This is a genomic window from Pectobacterium jejuense, assembly GCF_026800125.1.
In the GTDB taxonomy this organism is placed as follows: domain Bacteria; phylum Pseudomonadota; class Gammaproteobacteria; order Enterobacterales; family Enterobacteriaceae; genus Pectobacterium; species Pectobacterium jejuense.
Map to the genome: position 1 here is coordinate 1 of NZ_JAPQKX010000003.1, position 19,178 is coordinate 19,178.

The window sequence follows — 19,178 nt, forward strand, 5'->3', positions numbered from 1 at the left end:
AATCTGAGCCATGATCAAACTCTTCAATTTAAGATTTGTTTGATTTGCTGAACTCGTCAGCGATGCTCAAAGAATTAGTAACTGTTTATTCGTAATGAATTTACTGTTGTTCACTCTTCAAGACTTTTTATATCGTTAAGATACGGTCTTGTGAGTGCCCACACAGATTGTCTGATTAAATTGTTAAAGAGCAGTGCGTTGTGGCCTTAACCACTTCGCGAGGTGGCGTATATTACGCTTTTCACCTTCAGAGTCAACGCTTATTTTAACGTGTTTTCTCTTCCTTTATCGACCCGGTTGTGTGTTCACAGCGCCGTGTCGATGGAGGCGCATTATAGGGAGCCGATTCAGAAGCGCAAGCAAATCTCGTAAACTTTTTTCTGTTTGCGCATCTTTCATGCGTTCCGCTTGTTAACTGCGCGTTTTTATCCATTTTGGCAGGTCTGCGAGGCTTTCCAGCACACCATCGGCCAGTGCCTCGCCGTGTTCAGTGACGGGTTTACCGGTACGAACCAGCAGTTTTTTTCCTATACCAGCGCCAATCGCAGCCTGAATATCCTCTAATTTGTCTCCCACCATATAAGAAGCTGCCATATCAATGTTCAACTCACGCTGTGCGGAAAGCAGCATGCCCGGCTCAGGCTTACGGCAATCACAGCTCTGGCGATACTCATCTTCCCCAGCTTCAGGGTGATGCGGACAAAAATAGATGCCATCCAGATCAACACCACGATCGGCCAGTGACCAGTCCATCCACTCCGTCAGTTGCATAAACTGATCTTCTGTAAACTTACCGCGGGCGATGCCGGACTGATTCGTCACCACAACCAGCGCGAACCCCATGCTTTTCAACTCACGCATGGCATCAATGACGCCATCAATAAATTGAAAATGGTCAATGTCATGAACATAACCGTGATCGACATTGATCGTGCCGTCACGATCAAGAAAAACTGCTGGAACGCTTTGTGCCACTGACTTTGCTCCTGAATGCCTAAATTACACAGTAGTATCGCATGTTTTCACGCATAGGGAGAATGCAGAGCCATGACAATCCCGATTGACTTAGACGTCTAGACGCCCTAACATCCGTTTCATATTCTGTTAATACAGAAACTGATTTATCCAGCCATAGGCACTCACGATAAAAAACATATGATTGAACTTTCTAATATTACTAAGGTTTTTCAGCAAAACGGGCGAACAATTACCGCGCTTGCTGATGTCAGCCTTCATGTTCCCACCGGGCAAATTTATGGCGTTATCGGCGCATCGGGCGCAGGTAAAAGTACACTAATCCGCTGCGTCAATTTATTGGAACGTCCGACAGAAGGGAAAGTTCTGGTTGATGGGCAAGAGCTGACCCAGCTATCAGATAGCCAGCTGACGCGCGCACGCCGTCAAATCGGCATGATTTTCCAACACTTCAACCTGCTCGCTTCGCGCACCGTTTTTGGCAACATTTCACTACCGCTGGAATTGGATAACACGCCGAAAGCCGACATCACTAAACGAGTCAATGAGTTGTTGGAGTTGGTTGGACTGGCAGATAAGCATGATGTCTACCCAGCCAATTTGTCCGGCGGACAAAAGCAGCGTGTCGCTATTGCCCGTGCGCTGGCTAGCAATCCTAAAGTTCTGCTGTGTGACGAAGCAACCAGCGCGTTGGATCCTGCAACAACCCGTTCGATTCTTGAGTTACTGAAAGACATCAATCGCCGCCTTGGTCTAACCATCCTTCTTATTACCCATGAGATGGATGTAGTGAAACGCATTTGCGATCAGGTTGCGGTGATCAGCGACGGACGTCTCATCGAGCAGGACACCGTAAGCGAAGTCTTCTCACACCCGAAAACGCCGCTGGCGCAGAAATTCATTCAGTCAACGTTACACCTGGACATCCCTGACGATTACCTCGCCCGTCTGTCCCCTGACTCTCTCCCGGATACCACGCCATTATTACGGATGGAGTTTACGGGTAAATCGGTGGATGCTCCGCTGCTGTCCGAGGTTGCTCGACGCTTTAACGTCAACAACAACATTATCAGTGCCCAGATGGATTATGCCGGTGGCGTCAAGTTCGGCATCATGCTGGCAGAAATGCACGGCAACGATGCGGATATCCAAGCCGCAATCCAATTCCTGCAGGAAAGTCACGTTACAATTGAGGTTCTGGGTTATGTCTGAAGCAATGATGTGGTTAATGGCTAAGGGAGTATGGGAAACCATCGCGATGACGTTCGTTTCTGGTTTCTTTGGCTTTGTGCTTGGCTTACCCGTGGGCGTATTGTTGTATACCACGCGTCCGGGGCAAATCATCGCCAACCCAAAACTCTACCGGACCGTTTCTGCACTGGTAAACATCTTCCGCTCGATTCCGTTCATTATTTTGCTGGTGTGGATGATTCCTTTTACCCGCATCATTGTCGGAACCTCGATTGGTCTGCAAGCGGCTATCGTTCCTCTCACCGTCGGTGCCGCACCGTTTATTGCTCGCATGGTGGAAAATGCGCTGCTTGAAATTCCTACCGGCCTGATCGAAGCTGCCCGTGCGATGGGCGCAACGCCAATGCAAATCATCAGAAAAATATTACTGCCGGAAGCATTACCGGGACTCATTAATGCCGCAACTATCACGCTAATCACACTCGTAGGCTATTCTGCTATGGGTGGAGCCGTGGGCGCAGGCGGCTTAGGTCAAATTGGTTATCAGTATGGTTATATTGGTTATAACGCGACGGTCATGAATACGGTATTAATATTACTGGTTGTTTTGGTTTACCTGATTCAATTCTGCGGCGACAGGGCAGTAAAAGCTGTCACACACAAGTAGTCATCACAATACGCATTTGCCATACAGGCATCTGCCAAGAGAATAATTAATTAGGGGTAAGGATATGGCGATTAAACTGAAATCTATTGCGACCATTGGCGCACTTATTGGTGCTCTGGCGCTAGCGGGATGTGGTCAGGAAGAAAAGAATCCTAATCATATTAAAGTCGGCGTTATTGTTGGTGCAGAGCAGCAAGTGGCGGAAATTGCGCAGAAAGTGGCGAAAGACAAATACGGCCTGGACGTTGAATTGGTCACATTCAACGACTACGTTTTGCCAAATGAAGCCCTGAGCAAAGGCGACATCGACCTGAATGCCTTCCAGCACAAACCTTATCTGGATCAGCAGATCAAAGATCGTGGTTATAAGCTGGTTTCTGTCGGCAACAGCTTTGTTTACCCAATCGCGGGTTACTCCAAAAAAATCAAATCGCTGAATGAGCTGCAAGATGGTGCTCAAGTTGCACTGCCAAACGACCCGACCAACCTGGGCCGTTCTCTGCTGCTGCTGCAAAAAGTCGGCTTGATTAAACTGAAAGACAACGTTGGTCTGCTGCCAACCGTACTGGATGTGACCGAAAACCCGAAAAATATCAAACTGGTTGAGCTGGAAGCACCACAGCTGCCACGTTCTTTAGATGACGCACAAATCGCGCTGGCTGTAATCAACACCACTTACGCTAGCCAGATTAACCTGACGCCGACCAAAGACGGCCTGTTTGTTGAAGAGAAAGACTCTCCGTATGTAAACCTGCTGGTTTCACGCGAAGACAACAAAGACGCTGAAAACGTGAAGAAATTCGTTCAGGCTTATCAATCTGATGAAGTGAATGACGCAGCAAATAAAATCTTTAATGGCGGCGCAGTGAAAGGCTGGTAATCCCACCCTAACGCGTTTAATTAAAAGATATCTGTAAGACGGGCTACGGCCCGTCTTGTTATTTATGCAATTGCTTGCTTCAATACCCGCTCTTTGAGAAAAAGCAGAGGAATCCTTAATGCGTGCTGTTCCCTTTATATTGTTGGCCATGTCGCTAACAGGCTGTTCTTTATTTCAGAAGCCACCGGCACCGACACCTCAACCCGCTATTGAAACCAAAACTGTAGAACCTGCGCCTAAACCGAAGCCTGTGGCTCGCCCAACGCCAGCGGTGTTATATAAAAGTGCAGAAGAATTAGTCGGTAAACCTTTCCGTGATATGGGCGAAGTTTCAGGCTCCTCGTGTCAGGTTAGCGCTCAGGACTCTCCCCCTAACGCGGCAAATGCGCGTAAAAGAATGCAAAACCGCGCAACGGCAATGAAAGCGAATGCGGTTTTACTGCATGAATGCCAAACCGTCAGCGGCGTAGCGGGTTGCTACAGCCAGGTCGTTTGCCAAGGCACTGCGCTGAAAGTTTCTGCACAATGAGTCAATTTGTTTTCAATCAGATCGGGATTATCCGCTCACCGTATAAAGAAAAGTTTGCCATTCCGCGGCAGCCGGGTCTGATTGAAGACGGAGGCGGAGAGCTTCAGCTATTACCGCCGTACAATCAGGCGGACTGTGTGCGGGGGTTGGAAGACTTCAGCCATATTTGGATATTGTTCATCTTTCATCAAACGATGGAAGGCGGGTGGCGTCCGACAGTTCGACCACCGCGTCTGGGAGGAAACACACGTACGGGCGTTTTCGCTACACGTTCCACCTTCCGTCCCAATCCTGTTGGCATGTCGCTGGTTGAATTAAAAGGGATCCGAACAAAAGGCGATGCGATCACGCTCGACTTAGGCAGTCTTGATCTGGTCGATGGCACACCGGTCGTCGATATCAAACCTTATCTACCCTTTGCAGAAAGCCATCCTCAGGCGCGAGCGGGCTTTGCCCAAATGGCACCCGATGCCGCGATGCCAGTCACTTTTTCCCCCCTTGCAGAAAGCCAGATTGCAGAACACCAAAAGAAATATCCCCAGTTAAAACGCTTTATCTCGCAGGTATTGGCACAGGATCCGCGTCCTGCCTACCGTAAAGGGGAAAGCACTACACGGGAATACGCCGTTTTACTATTGGAATTCAATGTGCGCTGGCGCGTATGCGAAGAACAAACCGAAGTGTTAAGTCTCGACCCGTCGCACACGTGTTAATACACGAACCGCAGCAATATATTCTAAAATTGTCCCTGCTCTCTTTTGACACGTCGCCCACGCTGGTAAACTAAGCCACTTTTTATGTGCCTTCGGCTGCGCGGCAGCCCTATGCTATTTGTCGTTCTAACGGAACTAAAACCCCATGCGTACTAGCCAATACATGCTCTCCACACTCAAGGAGACGCCAGCCGATGCAGAAGTCATCAGCCATCAGTTGATGCTCCGGGCAGGAATGATTCGTAAACTGGCCTCAGGCCTTTACACCTGGTTGCCAACCGGTTTACGTGTTTTGAGAAAAGTTGAAAATATCGTGCGCGAAGAGATGAACAACGCTGGCGCGATTGAAGTTTCCATGCCCGTTGTTCAGCCTGCCGATTTATGGGTGGAAAGTGGACGTTGGGATCAATATGGCCCGGAACTGCTGCGCTTTGTCGATCGTGGTGAGCGCCCATTTGTGCTCGGCCCAACACATGAAGAGGTCATTACTGACCTGATTCGTAATGAAATCAGCTCTTATAAGCAGCTGCCGCTGAATTTCTTCCAGATTCAAACCAAATTCCGCGATGAAGTGCGCCCGCGTTTTGGCGTGATGCGTTCACGTGAATTCCTGATGAAAGACGCCTACTCTTTCCATACTTCACAGGAATCGTTGCAGGTTACCTACGACGCGATGTACGCCGCTTACAGCCAGATTTTCAGCCGTATGGATCTGGATTTCAGAGCCGTTCAGGCGGATACCGGTTCTATCGGCGGTAACGCATCCCATGAGTTTCAGGTACTGGCGACCAGCGGTGAAGACGATATCGTTTTCTCAACGGAATCCGACTACGCAGCAAACATTGAACTGGCAGAAGCGGTTGCGCCGAAGTTAGGCCGCGCTGAAGCGACAGAAGAGTTGCGTCTGGTTGATACGCCAAATGCCAAGACCATCGCCGAGCTGGTTGAGCAGTTTAAGCTGCCGGTAGAAAAAACCGTGAAGACGCTGCTGGTTAAAGCAACGGAAGAAAGCGGCCATAAACTGGTTGCGCTGCTGGTTCGTGGCGATCACGAACTGAACGAAATCAAAGCAGAGAAAATTGCTCAGGTTGCCAGCCCGCTGACATTCGCAACGGAAGAAGAAATTCGTGCCACCATCGGCGCAGGCCCAGGTTCACTTGGCCCGGTCAAGCTGACGATCCCTGTTGTTGTCGATCGTACCGTTGCGGCGATGAGCGATTTCAGCGCTGGCGCGAACATTGATGGCAAACACTATTTTGGTATCAACTGGGAACGTGACGTTACGCTGCCGCAGGTTGCAGATATCCGTAACGTAGTTGAAGGCGACATCAGTCCAGACGGCAAAGGCACACTGCAAATTAAACGCGGTATCGAAGTGGGCCATATTTTCCAACTGGGCAGCAAGTATTCTGAAGCGCTGAAAGCGACAGTTCAAGGTGAAGACGGCCGCAACCAGACGCTGACGATGGGTTGCTACGGTATTGGTGTGACGCGCGTTGTCGCAGCGGCGATTGAACAGAATCATGACGAACGCGGCATCATCTGGCCAGATGCGATTGCACCTTTCCACGTTGCTATTCTGCCAATGAACATGCACAAGTCTTTCCGCGTGAAGGAAGTGGCTGAGGATATCTACCAGCAGTTGCGCGCTAAAGGTATTGAAGTTCTGCTTGATGACCGTAAAGAGCGTCCAGGCGTGATGTTCGCCGATATGGAGTTGATTGGCGTGCCGCATACCATCGTCATTGGCGATCGCAATCTGGATAGCGAAGAGATTGAATATAAGAACCGTCGGGTCGGTGAAAAGCAAATGATTAAAACCAGCGAAATCGTCGATTTCCTGCTGGCGAATATCGTCCGCTAATCGCCGTCGGACCGCCCTTTCACGCGAAAGGGCGAATACGGACATAAAAAAATGGTGGGTTTCCCCACCATTTTTTATTTCAAGACATCAGTAACGCGTCACGAATTATTCACGAAACAGTTCTTCAATGCTCAACCCCTGAACCTGCAAAATTTCCCGCAGGCGACGTAAGCCTTCAACCTGAATCTGGCGAACACGTTCACGCGTTAAACCGATTTCACGACCCACATCTTCCAGCGTAGCCGCTTCGTACCCTAGCAGGCCGAAACGACGCGCCAACACCTCACGCTGTTTGGCATTAAGCTCAAACAACCATTTAACGATATTCTGCTTCATATCGTTATCCTGAGTGGTGTCTTCAGGTCCGTTATCTTTTTCGTCTGCCAGAATATCCAGCAGCGCTTTTTCCGAATCACCACCCAGCGGGGTATCGACGGAAGTAATACGTTCATTCAGACGCAGCATGCGGTTGACGTCATCAACGGGCTTATCAAGCTGTTCGGCAATTTCTTCCGCACTCGGCTCGTGATCCAGTTTATGAGACAGTTCGCGCGCGGTGCGCAGATAAACGTTAAGTTCTTTGACAATATGAATCGGCAAACGGATGGTTCGGGTTTGATTCATGATCGCCCGTTCTATCGTTTGTCGAATCCACCAGGTTGCATAGGTTGAAAAACGGAATCCTCTTTCTGGATCGAATTTTTCAACCGCACGGATCAGGCCAAGGTTCCCCTCTTCAATCAGGTCCAGCAGCGCCAGACCACGATTGTTGTAACGGCGGGCAATTTTCACCACCAGCCGCAGGTTACTCTCGATCATCCGGCGGCGCGATGGGACATCGCCACGCAACGCGCGTCGGGCAAAATAAACTTCTTCTTCTGCGGTTAAAAGCGGCGAATAGCCGATCTCTCCTAAATAGAGCTGTGTTGCGTCAAGGACACGCTGTGGGACCCCTTGCGATAATAGCTCGTCTTCCGCCGAGTCATTATCATTGGTATCTTCCTCTGCCAGCGCTTTATCGTCAAAAACGTCAAGTCCATTTTCTTCGAAATCGGTATCTTCATGTAACTCGTTAACTTTCAGCGTACTTTGGCTCATAAGTGGCTCCTACCCGTGATCCCTTGGCAGAATACCGAAATACTCTGCCCGATTTATCGCTGCGGCAGAAAACGCAGCGGGTTTACGGATTTCCCCTTGTAACGAATTTCAAAGTGCAAGCGAACTGAGCTGGTGCCCGTACTGCCCATCGTAGCGATTTTTTGTCCTGCCGTGACGTCTTGTTGCTCACGGACTAGCATCGTATCGTTATGGGCATAGGCACTGAGGTAGTCATCATTATGTTTGATGATTATCAGATTTCCGTAACCACGTAGCGCATTACCCGCGTACACCACGCGCCCACTGGCGGTTGCGGTGATCGGTTGCCCACGTGAGCCGGCGATATCAATCCCTTTATTTCCCCCCTCGGAAGCGGAGAAACTATCTATGACTTTCCCATCGGTAGGCCAACGCCAACTGCCGACAGCAGCCGTATTGCTGCTGGCAACAGCCGCTGGTGCGGAAACAGGAGCGGTTGTTGGTGCCCCTGTTGTAGGTAACATCTTACCTACATTCTGTTTACCCTGATTACCAGAATACGCATTAGTTGACTGAGAATCAACCGATGTAGTTTGTATTTGCGCACTTGATGGTGGCGTTGGTACACCACTTCGGGTGGCATCAGTTGTTGCCAGCATTCCACCACCGCTCATCAGGCCGCCGCCCGAAGCGTTGTTACCAGAGCCGCTGCCTAAGCTCAGTGATTGCCCCACATTCAGGCTATACGGCTCAGGAATATTGTTGCGCTGCGCCAGATCCCGGTAGTCATTACCGGTAATCCACGCGATATAAAACAGGGTATCGCCCCGTTTAACAGTGTAGGAATTGCCGCCGCTGTAGCTGCCTTTCGGAATATTGCCGTAGCTGCGGTTGTAAACAATGCGTCCATCGGACGTTGTTGCAACGCTTTCACCCGCCGTTGAAATGCGTGATGGTGGCGCAGATAACATTCCCCCTCGGTTGCCCGTATTTCCGTCAACGCTGCTAATCGGTGCGGATTTGGAATTATTGTTGGTACATCCCGCCAATCCTAAGACAATCACCGTACAAGCAGCAATGTGACGCAAATTCATCATTCGGCTTCCCATGCGCCTTACTCCCCTATAACTATAGCGTTCAAAAAAGTAACTATATCCGTCATACTTCAAGCTGCATGTACGTTGGCTTCTCTTACTCACCCCAGTCACTTACTGATGTAAGCTCCTGAGGGTTCGTGCGCTTGCCGCCTGCCTGCAACTCGAATTATTTAGGCTATATAACATTCAAAAAACAGTAATGCTCAGAACTCAATTCGGACATCTCTGCCTCGCATCTGCTCTCGCTTAACTGGCCGTGGCTCAACTGCCCGTAGCGTAAGTGATTGTAGCGTAACCGGTATCCGGTGATTTATTCGTTAGTTGGAACGAGAAAGATCGCTACTTCACCATCGCTGGCGCATAAGCAAAACGAGAAAGGCACCACGATGATTAGATGCTAACAATATCAACAAGTTCGCACTATAAAACAGTTGTGTTGAAATTTTAAAGACTTAACAACAAATGCATACCAACGCCACGGTATCAGGCTAATTCCCCTTTGACCAGCGGAACAAACCGAACAGCTTCAACCGTTTGAATAATAAATTCGCCAGCATGGCGTTGAACAACTTGTAAGTATTGTGACTGTTCACCGACGGGCAACACCATCACCCCGCCTTCATCAAGCTGTTCCATCAGCGCTCGGGGAATTTCCGGCGGTGCAGCAGTCACGATGATGGCATCAAACGGCCCGCGCGATGCCCAGCCCTGCCACCCATCGCCATGACGGGTAGAAACATTATGCAGATCAAGCTGCTTTAAGCGACGTTTAGCCTGCCATTGCAGCCCTTTGATGCGCTCAACCGAGCAAACGTGCCGCACCAAATGCGCGAGAATTGCCGTTTGATAACCCGACCCAGTGCCAATCTCCAGCACGCGGGATTCGGGCGTCAGGCTGAGCAGTTCCGTCATCTTCGCAACGATATAGGGCTGCGAAATCGTCTGGCCGGAACCAATAGGCAGAGCGGTATTTTCATACGCTTTATGCTCGAAAGCCTCATCAACAAAACGTTCTCTGGGTACGGCTTCTATCGCCTTCAGCAGACGCTCGTCCTGAATGCCCTGTTGGCGCAGCTGCGCCAACAACGTTTCTATACGCTTGTTTACCATTCCCCGCCGACCTCAGCTCTGGTTAACCTCGTCACCAATACAGCAATTTTCCCGCACAGGGGTAAACCAGCCGCCGCTATTGCACGGCTGCCGGCATTATTCTCTTCAACCATTTTCTGCAAAAACGTAGCGCAGTACATCAGGCACCGAGATCGGTATCCTGTTGTGAATGCAGCAATTCACGCACCACGCTGGTCGCAAAACTGCCCGCAGGTAGCCAGAATTTCACTTCCACAGTCGCATCGTCCTGCCATTCCCAGTGCATCTGCTGCGGATACAGCAACACCGCACGCCGGGCAGGTTCGACCCGCTCACGCTTAATCAAAGACCACAGCGTGTCTTGTCCGACCAAAGCCTGTTCTTCAAATACCCGTGCGTCGTCCTGCGTACCCAGTTCACCATCACCAGGCAGCGGCGCAGTAATCTGGAGTTCGCCCGCATCAAGGCGCGCCTGTAAAACGTCTAATTCGTCAGACTTAGCAACAAACCAGCTGCCACGCCCGGTTAGCTGCAATGCATCACCACACAAAACAGTTTTCGCCTGCTGCCCCGCGAGTCGTGCACTGGCAACCTGATTAAACATCGCACTGCGGCTGGCGGAAAGATAAAAACTCCGCTTACTGCGTTCTTTTACCCGAATCTCGTTATTTGCCCAAAGACGAGCCTGCTCAAGATTATTTCCGTTACGCCCGAAACGCTGGCTGCCGAAATAATTAGGCGCGCCGTTCGCGGCAATCAGCGCCAAACGAGCGTCGACCTCGTTTCGGTCGCTGACCTGACGCAGCACCAACGTAAAATGGTTACCCCGCAGCGTGCCGATCCGCAGCTTGCGACGATGGCGAGTCACCTCAAGCACATCACAGCCTTCAAGCGCCAGCAAGGAGAAATCTGGCGTCTCTTTTCCCGGCATGTGCAGGCAGAACCACTGTTCGGTGACAGCATGACGATCTTTCAGGCCCGCATAGCTGACGGCACGCAGCGGTAGACGAACAAATTTCGCCAGCATCTCGGCCACAAATTGCGTATTGCAACCGCGCTTGCGCACGCGCACCAATACTTGCTCACCGTCACCATCTGGCTGAAACCCCAGATCTTCCACCACCAGAAAATCTTCAGCAGTGGATTTCAATGAACCCGTAGCCTGTGGTTCACCGTGCAACCAGACGAGTTGTTCGCTATTTTCCATCATTATCCTACAACGTGCATGACCGGATGACGCACGGCCACAACATTGTTTTTATACTGTTAATTTTCTATGACTGATAAGACAATCGCTTACCACGCAACAATTTCGCCCGTTTCTTTTTTCACCAGCAGGGCAACGGCTTCGCAGGCAATGCCTTCGCCGCGACCAGTAAAGCCTAACTGTTCTGTCGTGGTCGCTTTCACATTGACGTCGTCCATATGACACTGCAAATCTTCCGCCAGATTCACGCGCATTTGCGGGATATGCGGTGCCATTTTCGGTGCCTGCGCAATAATCGTGACGTCCAGATTGCCTAACTGGTAGCCTTTTTCATTGATACGACGCCAGGCTTCACGCAGCAGGCCACGGCTGTCCGCGCCTTTAAAGGCCGGATCGGTATCAGGGAACAGCTTACCAATGTCACCCAGCGCGGCGGCTCCTAAAAGCGCATCGGTTACCGCATGCAGCACCACATCCCCATCGGAATGGGCCAGCAGGCCTTGAGTATAAGGAATTCGCACGCCACCGATCACCAGCGGACCTTCTCCACCGAACTTATGGACATCAAAACCGTGACCGATACGCATCGCGCGTTCTCCTTATCTGTATTTAACGAATAAATTTAGCGAATAAAATGAGGTTACTGCAAACTGGTTAAATAGAATTCGGCTAATGCCAAATCCTCTGGACGAGTGACTTTGATATTATCCGAGCGTCCGCTGATAATTTGCGGGCGATAGCCACAGTATTCCAACGCGGAGGCTTCATCTGTGACGGCAACGCCATCCTGAAGCGCCCGTTGCAGGCACTGTTTCAACAGCGCCGCAGGAAAAAGCTGCGGCGTCAGCGCATGCCATAAATCGTTACGTTCTACCGTGCGATCGATAAACCCGTCCGTGCCACGCTTCATGGTATCACGAACCGGCGCGGCCAGAATTCCACCAACGTCACTCTGCTCGACAATCGCCAGCAGGCGCGTCAGATCGTCCTGATGCAGACACGGACGCGCCGCGTCATGCACTAACGCCCATGCACTATCGGCAACGGCAGACAGCCCAGCCAGCACGGAATCCGCACGCTGCTGCCCGCCCGTCACGGCACAAATACGGGGATCGTTGGCAATCGCCAGGGTATGAAAGAAGGCGTCATCAGGACTGATAACGACGACGACACGCTGCACGCGTGAATGGCGTAAAAGCGCGTCGATAGTATGTTCAAGAATGGTTTTATGGCCGGTCGCATCATTGCCAATCGTCAGATACTGCTTAGGACGATCGTTTTGCATCCGGCTGCCGTTACCCGCGGCGGGCAAAACGGCAACAATGTCAGGCGGGGAAAGACGTGGTGTCTGCATGCGTCAACGTTGTGTGTTGTTGGATGAAGCGTTATTAGATGACGTCGTATTCGCGTTACGATGGTTCGATTCTGGCACCAGACGATAGAAGCTTTCACCGGGTTTAATCATACCCAGCTCATTACGTGCGCGCTCTTCAATCGCTTCCTGTCCGCCATTGAGGTCGTCAATTTCAGCAAACAGCTGTTCGTTACGGTCTTTTAATTTGGCATTGTTCCCCTGCTGGACAACAACATCATCTTTCACCCGCACATAATCATGAATGCCATTCTTGCCCAGCCACAGTGAGTACTGAAGCCAGCCAAGCAATATCAATAATAACAGCGTAAGCTTTCCCATCCCGCCCCCTGAAAAACCGCCTAATCATCCCATAACTTTTGTTTCGACTCCACTGTGTCCGGCAGTGGGAGGCAATATTCACTCTGCCGCGTGCCCAAATGGGGATATTTCGGGCAGAAGAGCACGCCAAACGCGTACCCCCGACACACTCACGTCGTCCATTCATCCTCTCGTACTTTCTATTCGTCAGAAGATGCAAGAACATCGCGTCCGCCTGGCTAAAACCGTCCATAGGAAAAACGTCAGTTGAACCATTAATGCTATCTGTGTATTTTTATGCATACAAAGTGCATAAAAAAAGAAAATTTTACATTTAAACCAGGAGAAAACCATGTTCAAAAAATTGTTATTCGTTGGTGCGCTCTTCACCACCGCACTATCCACTACCGTATTCCCCACCAGCGTCTTCGCTGCGGAACCCACTTACGTTGTTGGCTCTGGCGGAACCTATCGTCCCTTTGAATTTGAAAACGCGCAGAAAGAGCTGGAAGGCTTTGATATTGATATTATTAAAGCGATCGCCAAGGCGGAGAATTTTAATATCAAGCTGATCAATACGCCGTGGGAAGGGATCTTCGCGACCCTTAACTCCGGCGACCGCGACATTATCATTTCCGGTATCACGATTACCGACAAACGTAAGCAAATGGTCGATTTCTCCGCACCGTATTTCCCAGCCGAGCAGTCCATCGTGGTGCCTAAAGGCTCAACGATCGACTCGATTGCTGCGCTGAAAGATCACAAAGTCGGTGTCGTGAACTCCAGTACCGCCGATATCGTGGTCTCCGATGTATTAGGCAAAAACAGTACATCGATTAAGCGCTTTGATAACACCCCGTTAATGTTACAAGAGCTGTATGAAGATGGTGTGGGCGCAGCGGTTGGCGACGTAGGCGTGGTGAAGTTTTACATTAAGACTCACCCTGAAAAACAGTTCAATCTGGTTTCCGATGCCAAATTCGAACGCCAGTATTTCGGGATCGCTGTCGCGAAAGGCAACGATCAGCTGCGCGCGAAGATTAACTCTGGGCTGAAAAAAATCGTTGCTGATGGCACCTACGCCAAGATCTATCAAACCTGGTTTGATAACAACGTTCCGACCTTACCCGCAGAATAACGCCTGCAAGATACTGCGCACCTCTCCAGGCCTCCACCGCCTCACACGAGACGTCGCATCAACCGGACAGCTAGCCTGTCCGGTTTAATTTAGAATAATCATTACGTTAGCCTATTCAAAAAAGGAAACGATCTTGACGGGATTTCGTTGGGAGATCATTCAGGAATATGCCCCGCTGTTTATGGAAGGCACCTGGATGACCATCAAATGTACCATTATCTGTGTCATTCTTGGCACCTGCTGGGGATTAACACTCGGATTAGGCCGCTTAGCGCAGGCGCCGCACGGGCCGTGGAAATATATCCTGCACTACGGCGTGCAATGGCCAGTACGCATCTACATCAGCGCCTTCCGCGGCACGCCGCTGTTTGTACAAATCATGGTGGTGCACTTCGCGCTGGTGCCGCTATTCATCAACCCACGTGATGGATTGCTGGTGACCAGCAATATTATGTCGGTCGATTTTGCCCGCACGCTACGCTCAGATTACGGCGCGTTCCTCTCTTGCGTCGTGGCGATTACGCTGAATGCGGGTGCCTATGTCTCCGAGATATTCCGCGCCGGTATTCAGTCGATCGATCGCGGTCAGATGGAAGCGTCACGCTCTCTCGGAATGAGCTATGGCCGCACTATGCGGAAAGTCATTCTGCCGCAGGCTTTTCGCCGCATGCTGCCGCCGCTGGGCAACAACGCCATCGCGATTGTGAAAGATTCATCGCTGGCTTCGGCAATCGGATTGGCGGATCTCGCCTATGCCGCACGTACGGTGTCAGGGGCTTACGCCACGTACTGGGAACCCTACCTGACGATCTCTATCGTTTATTGGGTTATTACTTTCCTGCTTTCGCTGCTGGTGCGGCACATGGAAACGAGGTTTGGCAAAAGTGATTCACGTTAAAAACCTGCAAAAACAGTTTGGTGATACGCATGTCCTGCGCGGTATTTCTTGCGACATCGCGCCTCAGGAAGTGCTCTGCCTGATTGGTCCATCCGGTTCAGGAAAAAGTACCTTTCTGCGCTGCATCAACGCACTGGAGACGCTATCGGCAGGCGAGATTACGGTCAACGGTTTTGCCATTCACGATCAGAAAACCAATATCAATCGCGTGCGCGAAAGCGTGGGGATGGTGTTCCAGCGCTTTAATCTGTTTCCGCACATGACGGTGTTGGAAAACATAATTATGGCACCGATGGATGTGAAAAAATTGCCGCGCGCACAGGCCGTTGAACGGGCTAAAGCGTTGCTCAGCAAGGTCGGCCTGCTGGATAAAATCGATGCCTGGCCGAATAGCCTGTCCGGCGGACAGCAGCAGCGTGTCGCGATTGCCCGCGCGTTAGCGATGGAACCCGCGATCATGTTGTTCGATGAACCGACATCCGCGTTGGACCCGGAGCTGGTTGGCGAAGTGTTAGCAGTCATGAAAACGCTGGCGAATGAAGGCATGACGATGGTCATCGTGACCCATGAAATGGCATTTGCCAGAGAAGTGGCCGATAGAGTGATCTTTATCGATCAGGGGATTATTCAGGAACAGGGAACGCCAGACGCAATCTTTACTCATCCGAGTAACCCGCGCACGCAGGCTTTCCTGAGCAAGATACTGTAAATACGGTAGACCTGGGCTGTCAGCGTCTTCCTCGCTGGCAGCCTTTTTCTTTTACCACCCCGTCAGAAAAGAAAATACCAGCCAAAACAGGCAGACCACCGTCAGCCCTGTCGCAAAAAGCGTATAAAAAAGATAGCCTCTCAGCAGGAAGCTAAACCCGACACCAACCAGCACTGAAAACGGCATCAGCGCCAGAAAAAACGGCCAGGTGTAGAGCATGAAGAAAAACGTGGTATTAGAGCCGTATACCAGAAAAGGGATAGTAAAGGCCAACCAATAAAAGGAGAACCCCGTTACCGCACCCATAAACAGGTAGGAAACGCCGTCATCTTCTTCTTGTTGCGCTGGCCGAGTCTTGCTAATCGTTAACTGCGTGGCATTTTGCATAATCTTTCCCATTCGTCCCCTCATCACCCTCTAGCGCGGTGAAAAAAGCGGGATATCAGAGCTTGATAATAGCTCTCTTGCCGAGCAGATCTAACAATTGGTCTGTCAAATTTGTTACTAATTGTTCGCCATCCAGATGACTATCTGGCGCCTCTGGCGCTTCATACGCCGAGTCGATCCCGGTGAAATTACGCAGCTCTCCGGCACGGGCTTTTTTATACAGCCCCTTAGGATCGCGCGCTTCACAGGTCGCTAACGGCGTATCCACGAAGACTTCGATGAACTGCCCTTCGCCCAGTAAATCCTGCACCATTTTACGCTCGGCGCGGTGCGGCGAGATAAACGCGGTCAGGACCACCAAACCGGCATCTACCATCAGTTTGGCGACTTCGCCCACGCGGCGGATGTTTTCGCGCCGATCGTCGTCGGTGAAGCCTAAATCGCGGCACAACCCGTGCCGCACATTGTCGCCATCCAGCAGATAGGTGCTGACGCCACGTTGATGTAGCGCCTGCTCCAGCGTCCCCGCCAGCGTGGATTTACCGGATCCAGACAACCCGGTAAACCAGATAACGACGCCCTGATGACCATGCAACTTCTCGCGCGACTCTCGGGTGACATCGTGCGCATGCCAGACGACGTTATCGTCAGTCGGTTCATCGCGTAAAGACACGTTACTTGCCTCCCAGCAGATCGCGCGCACCCCAATGTGGGAAGTGGCGACGTACCAGCGCATTCAGTTCCAGCTCAAACGCGCTGTGTGCGCCCGGCTCCTGATACACCTGCTCGATAGGCTCCCGCACCAGACCAGCACCGACCGTGACATTGCTCAGACGGTCGATAAAGATCATCCCGCCCGTCACCGCGTTATGCTGATAGTTATCCAACACCAGCGGCTCATCAAAAATCAGCTCAACCGAACCGATACCATTCAGCGGCAGGTTCTCCGCTACGCGCTGCGTCAGCGTATTGATCTCAACCTGATACTGAATATTCTCGACCCGAGCGCGCGTTTTCTTACCACCAATCTTGATGTCGTAGCTCTGTCCCGGCACCAGCGGCTGCTCCGCCATCCAGACGACATCCACCAGCGCATGCTGCACCGCTTTCAGCGATTCGCTACTGTCGATCAGCAGATCACCACGGCTGATATCCACCTCATCCGCCAGCACCAGCGTAATTGCTTCACCCGCCTGCGCCTGCGGTAAATCGCCGTCAAAGGTCACAATACGGCTGACGGTGGATTCTACGCCGGATGGCAGCACTTTAACCCGTTGCCCAACGCGGATGATGCCGGATGCCAGCGTGCCCGCGTAGCCACGGAAATCCAGATTCGGGCGATTCACATACTGCACCGGGAAGCGCATCGGCTGCTCCAGCGTACGCTGTGCCACATTGACCGTTTCCAGCACGTCCAGCAGCGTCGGCCCGGTATACCAGCCCATCGTCGTACTTGGCGTTGCGACATTGTCGCCATCCAGCGCGGAAATCGGCACAAAGGTGATATTCAGGTCGGCAGGCAGCTGCTGAGCAAAATCCAGATAATCCTGCTTAAACTGCTCAAACACCGTTTGCTGATAATCCACTAAATCCATTTTGTTCACCGCCACCACCAGATCGCGAATCCCCAGCAGGGTCGCAATGAAGCTGTGACGACGGGTTTGATCCAGGACGCCTTTGCGAGCGTCAATCAACAGAATTGCCAGTTCGCAGGTTGATGCGCCGGTCGCCATGTTGCGGGTGTACTGCTCGTGTCCCGGCGTATCGGCGATGATGAATTTGCGTTTTTCCGTGGAAAAATAGCGGTAGGCCACGTCAATCGTGATGCCCTGCTCACGCTCGGCCTGAAGCCCATCGACCAGCAGAGCCAGATCCAGCTTTTCGCCCTGCGTACCCAGACGCTTGCTGTCATTGTGCAGGGTACTAAGCTGATCTTCATAAATCTGACGCGTGTCGTGCAGCAAACGGCCAATCAGCGTACTTTTTCCATCGTCGACGCTACCGCAGGTCAGGAAACGCAACAGCGTTTTATCCTGCTGCGCGTGTAAATACGCTTCCACACCGCCCTGCTCGGCGATCTGCTGTGCAATCGCATTGTTGATGACGACTGCATCTTTCTCAGCCGCATTGTCTGCCGCTGTGTCTTTTAAAGAAATTTGGCTCATTCGACGATTCCTCAGAAATACCCTTGACGCTTTTTCAGCTCCATTGAACCGGCCTGGTCGCGGTCAATTACCCTTCCCTGACGCTCACTGGTCGTGGAAACCAGCATCTCTTCGATGATTTCCGGCAGTGTCTGCGCATGCGAGGCGACCGCGCCCGTCAGCGGCCAGCAGCCCAACGTGCGGAAGCGCACCATGCGCTGTTCGATCACTTCACCGGGTTGCAGATCGATGCGATCGTCATCCACCATCAGCAACATGCCATCACGTTCCACCACCGGACGCGGGGCAGCCAGATACAGCGGAACAATATCGATGTTTTCCAGATAGATGTATTGCCAGATATCCAGCTCGGTCCAGTTAGAGAGCGGGAAAACGCGGATGCTCTCGCCTTTGTTAATCTGGCCGTTGTAGTTATGCCACAGCTCTGGGCGCTGATTCTTCGGATCCCAGCGGTGGAAACGGTCGCGGAAGGAGTAAATACGCTCTTTAGCACGCGATTTCTCTTCATCGCGGCGCGCCCCGCCAAACGCGGCATCAAAACCGTATTTATCCAGCGCCTGCTTCAGCCCTTCCGTTTTCATGATGTCGGTGTGCTTGGCGCTGCCGTGCACAAAGGGGTTAATCCCCAGCGCTTCACCCTGCGGGTTGCGGTGCACCAGCAGTTCACAGCCGTAGGCCTTCGCCGTCCGGTCGCGGAATTCGTACATTTCACGAAATTTCCAGCCGGTATCAACGTGCAGCAGCGGGAAAGGCAGCGATCCTGGATAGAACGCCTTGCGCGCCAGATGCAGCATCACCGAAGAGTCTTTGCCGATGGAGTACATCATCACCGGATTACTGAACTCGGCCGCCACTTCGCGGATGATGTGAATGCTTTCGGCTTCAAGCTGCCGTAAATGCGTGAGTCGTTTCTCGTCCAT

21 protein-coding genes are annotated in these 19,178 nt (G+C 51.5%); 9 read left to right on the forward strand and 12 right to left on the reverse strand.

All coding sequences use genetic code 11. The features are described from left to right. Positions 1 to 411: 411 nt before the first annotated feature. Positions 412 to 975: a D-glycero-beta-D-manno-heptose 1,7-bisphosphate 7-phosphatase gene (gene gmhB / locus NXT09_RS06455; RefSeq protein WP_268579199.1), complete on the reverse strand. Its 564-nt coding sequence runs from the start codon at positions 973 to 975 to the stop codon at positions 412 to 414. A 180-nt stretch (positions 976 to 1,155) separates the two neighbouring features. On the opposite strand from gmhB, the gene metN reads away from it, so the two are divergent. The 6 genes from metN to proS all read left to right on the forward strand — a co-directional run bounded on the left by metN (position 1,156) and on the right by proS (position 6,819). Then, positions 1,156 to 2,187, forward strand: a complete 1,032-nt coding sequence (gene metN, locus NXT09_RS06460) for a methionine ABC transporter ATP-binding protein MetN (protein WP_268579200.1) — start codon at positions 1,156 to 1,158, stop codon at positions 2,185 to 2,187. Next, on the forward strand, positions 2,180 to 2,833 hold the full coding sequence (locus NXT09_RS06465; protein ID WP_205551377.1) for a methionine ABC transporter permease MetI: 654 nt from the start codon (positions 2,180 to 2,182) through the stop codon (positions 2,831 to 2,833). The genes metN and NXT09_RS06465 overlap by 8 nt, the downstream gene beginning before the upstream one ends. 64 nt (positions 2,834 to 2,897) lie before the next feature. After that, positions 2,898 to 3,713, forward strand: coding sequence for a MetQ/NlpA family lipoprotein (locus NXT09_RS06470; RefSeq protein ID WP_039272834.1), 816 nt, complete (start codon positions 2,898 to 2,900; stop codon positions 3,711 to 3,713). A gap of 118 nt (positions 3,714 to 3,831) precedes the next feature. After that, complete coding sequence (gene rcsF / locus NXT09_RS06475; protein WP_039361185.1) at positions 3,832 to 4,242, forward strand: envelope stress sensor lipoprotein RcsF; 411 nt, start codon at positions 3,832 to 3,834, stop codon at positions 4,240 to 4,242. Next, a complete protein-coding gene (gene tsaA / locus NXT09_RS06480) occupies positions 4,239 to 4,955 on the forward strand; it encodes a tRNA (N6-threonylcarbamoyladenosine(37)-N6)-methyltransferase TrmO (RefSeq protein ID WP_268579201.1) in 717 nt (238 codons plus the stop codon). Before rcsF ends, tsaA begins: the two co-directional genes overlap by 4 nt. A gap of 145 nt (positions 4,956 to 5,100) precedes the next feature. Further along, positions 5,101 to 6,819: a proline--tRNA ligase gene (gene proS / locus NXT09_RS06485; protein ID WP_268579202.1), complete on the forward strand. Its 1,719-nt coding sequence runs from the start codon at positions 5,101 to 5,103 to the stop codon at positions 6,817 to 6,819. A 105-nt stretch (positions 6,820 to 6,924) separates the two neighbouring features. On the opposite strand, the gene rpoS is transcribed toward proS, so the two are convergent. The 7 genes from rpoS to ftsB all read right to left on the reverse strand — a co-directional run bounded on the left by rpoS (position 6,925) and on the right by ftsB (position 12,982). Then, positions 6,925 to 7,917 carry an RNA polymerase sigma factor RpoS gene (gene rpoS, locus NXT09_RS06490; RefSeq protein ID WP_010299820.1) on the reverse strand — a complete coding sequence of 331 codons (993 nt, stop codon included), beginning with the start codon at positions 7,915 to 7,917 and terminating at the stop codon, positions 6,925 to 6,927. A 53-nt stretch (positions 7,918 to 7,970) separates the two neighbouring features. Continuing rightward, a complete protein-coding gene (gene nlpD, locus NXT09_RS06495; RefSeq protein WP_205551381.1) occupies positions 7,971 to 8,993 on the reverse strand; it encodes a murein hydrolase activator NlpD in 1,023 nt (340 codons plus the stop codon). A gap of 483 nt (positions 8,994 to 9,476) precedes the next feature. After that, positions 9,477 to 10,103 carry a protein-L-isoaspartate(D-aspartate) O-methyltransferase gene (locus tag NXT09_RS06500; protein WP_039470279.1) on the reverse strand — a complete coding sequence of 209 codons (627 nt, stop codon included), beginning with the start codon at positions 10,101 to 10,103 and terminating at the stop codon, positions 9,477 to 9,479. A 139-nt stretch (positions 10,104 to 10,242) separates the two neighbouring features. Next, positions 10,243 to 11,289 (reverse strand): tRNA pseudouridine(13) synthase TruD, encoded by a 1,047-nt coding sequence (truD, locus tag NXT09_RS06505; RefSeq protein WP_268579405.1) that lies wholly within the window; start codon positions 11,287 to 11,289, stop codon positions 10,243 to 10,245. Between the two features lie 89 nt (positions 11,290 to 11,378). Beyond that, positions 11,379 to 11,876, reverse strand: a complete 498-nt coding sequence (ispF, locus tag NXT09_RS06510) for a 2-C-methyl-D-erythritol 2,4-cyclodiphosphate synthase (protein WP_005973491.1) — start codon at positions 11,874 to 11,876, stop codon at positions 11,379 to 11,381. Between the two features lie 53 nt (positions 11,877 to 11,929). Then, positions 11,930 to 12,643 carry a 2-C-methyl-D-erythritol 4-phosphate cytidylyltransferase gene (gene ispD, locus NXT09_RS06515; RefSeq protein WP_010681586.1) on the reverse strand — a complete coding sequence of 238 codons (714 nt, stop codon included), beginning with the start codon at positions 12,641 to 12,643 and terminating at the stop codon, positions 11,930 to 11,932. A 3-nt stretch (positions 12,644 to 12,646) separates the two neighbouring features. Next, entirely contained in the window at positions 12,647 to 12,982 is a 336-nt protein-coding gene (gene ftsB / locus NXT09_RS06520) for a cell division protein FtsB (protein WP_010299850.1), read from the reverse strand. Positions 12,983 to 13,313: 331 nt separating this feature from the next. Here ftsB and NXT09_RS06525 point away from each other — a divergent pair, with 331 nt between their 5' ends. The 3 genes from NXT09_RS06525 (at position 13,314) to NXT09_RS06535 (ending at position 15,706) form a co-directional block, all read left to right on the forward strand. Next, positions 13,314 to 14,099, forward strand: a complete 786-nt coding sequence (locus NXT09_RS06525; protein WP_268579203.1) for a basic amino acid ABC transporter substrate-binding protein — start codon at positions 13,314 to 13,316, stop codon at positions 14,097 to 14,099. A 133-nt stretch (positions 14,100 to 14,232) separates the two neighbouring features. Continuing rightward, positions 14,233 to 14,997, forward strand: a complete 765-nt coding sequence (locus NXT09_RS06530; protein ID WP_014916460.1) for an amino acid ABC transporter permease — start codon at positions 14,233 to 14,235, stop codon at positions 14,995 to 14,997. Next, positions 14,984 to 15,706, forward strand: a complete 723-nt coding sequence (locus tag NXT09_RS06535; RefSeq protein ID WP_205551822.1) for an amino acid ABC transporter ATP-binding protein — start codon at positions 14,984 to 14,986, stop codon at positions 15,704 to 15,706. Before NXT09_RS06530 ends, NXT09_RS06535 begins: the two co-directional genes overlap by 14 nt. A gap of 51 nt (positions 15,707 to 15,757) precedes the next feature. Here NXT09_RS06535 and NXT09_RS06540 read toward each other — a convergent pair whose 3' ends face one another. The 4 genes from NXT09_RS06540 to cysD all read right to left on the reverse strand — a co-directional run bounded on the left by NXT09_RS06540 (position 15,758) and on the right by cysD (position 19,178). Continuing rightward, positions 15,758 to 16,093: a DUF3561 family protein gene (locus NXT09_RS06540; RefSeq protein WP_029368162.1), complete on the reverse strand. Its 336-nt coding sequence runs from the start codon at positions 16,091 to 16,093 to the stop codon at positions 15,758 to 15,760. Between the two features lie 55 nt (positions 16,094 to 16,148). Then, positions 16,149 to 16,829, reverse strand: a complete 681-nt coding sequence (gene cysC, locus NXT09_RS06545; RefSeq protein ID WP_268579204.1) for an adenylyl-sulfate kinase — start codon at positions 16,827 to 16,829, stop codon at positions 16,149 to 16,151. After that, the gene (cysN, locus tag NXT09_RS06550; protein WP_039285240.1) at positions 16,768 to 18,195 is read right to left on the reverse strand and encodes a sulfate adenylyltransferase subunit CysN; all 1,428 of its coding nucleotides are present in this window, start codon (positions 18,193 to 18,195) and stop codon (positions 16,768 to 16,770) included. The genes cysC and cysN overlap by 62 nt, the downstream gene beginning before the upstream one ends. A gap of 74 nt (positions 18,196 to 18,269) precedes the next feature. Then, a complete protein-coding gene (gene cysD / locus NXT09_RS06555) occupies positions 18,270 to 19,178 on the reverse strand; it encodes a sulfate adenylyltransferase subunit CysD (RefSeq protein ID WP_205551390.1) in 909 nt (302 codons plus the stop codon).